Origin of the sequence: Paraburkholderia sp. J63, assembly GCF_905220245.1 — a bacterium.
Taxonomy (GTDB): Bacteria; Pseudomonadota; Gammaproteobacteria; order Burkholderiales; family Burkholderiaceae; genus Paraburkholderia.
In genome coordinates, this window is record NZ_CAJMZF010000156.1 from 1 (window position 1) to 635 (window position 635).

Genomic DNA, 635 nt, shown 5'->3' on the forward strand with positions numbered 1-635 from the left:
AACAGCAGCGGCCGCTGCACGTCGCGCAGATAGAAACTGCCGAGCGGTCCGTTCAATTCGAGCGTTTCGCCGGGTTGCGCGGCTTCCAGCCAGGTGCTCATCACGCCGCCTGGGATCTTCTTGATCAGGAAGCTGATCTTCGCTGCGCCAGGAGCCGATGAGAAGGAATACGAACGATGCTGGCCGCTACCCGGCACGTCGATATTCACGTACTGGCCCGGCAGGAACACCGGCGCGTTCGCATCCACGTCCATTTCCAGCACCACGGCCGCATCGTTGTGTTGCTCGACCTTCGAGACCGTGGCGGCGAACTTGCCGTGGCCCGTCTTGCACGCCGTCGACGAGGTCGGGACCGCGATCACGCAATCGCTTTGCGGCACCATCTGGCAGGTCAGCACGAGGCCACTGTCCTTTTCGTCTTCGGTCAGCGCGTCCTCGATGTAGTCGTCGCCGAGATCGTAGCTTCCGCTTTCCGCGCGGCATTTGCAGGTGCCGCAGACGCCATCGGAGCAATCCATCGGCAGATTGATCTTCGCGCGAAAGGCCGCGTCGAGCACTTTTTCACCGGCCTTGCAGTCGATGAAACGCGTGACGCCGTCCTCGAAATTCAGTGCAACCTTGAAACTGGACATGGG

Annotated in this window: 1 protein-coding gene; it reads right to left on the bottom strand. The window is 61.4% G+C overall.

Annotation, left to right across the window (positions count from 1 at the left end; translation table 11 throughout):
• Nucleotides 1–632, bottom strand: a 632-nt coding sequence (locus U5775_RS38945; protein ID WP_322063440.1) for a 2Fe-2S iron-sulfur cluster-binding protein, incomplete at its 3' end; no start/stop codon positions are given.
• Nucleotides 633–635: the final 3 nt, after the last annotated feature.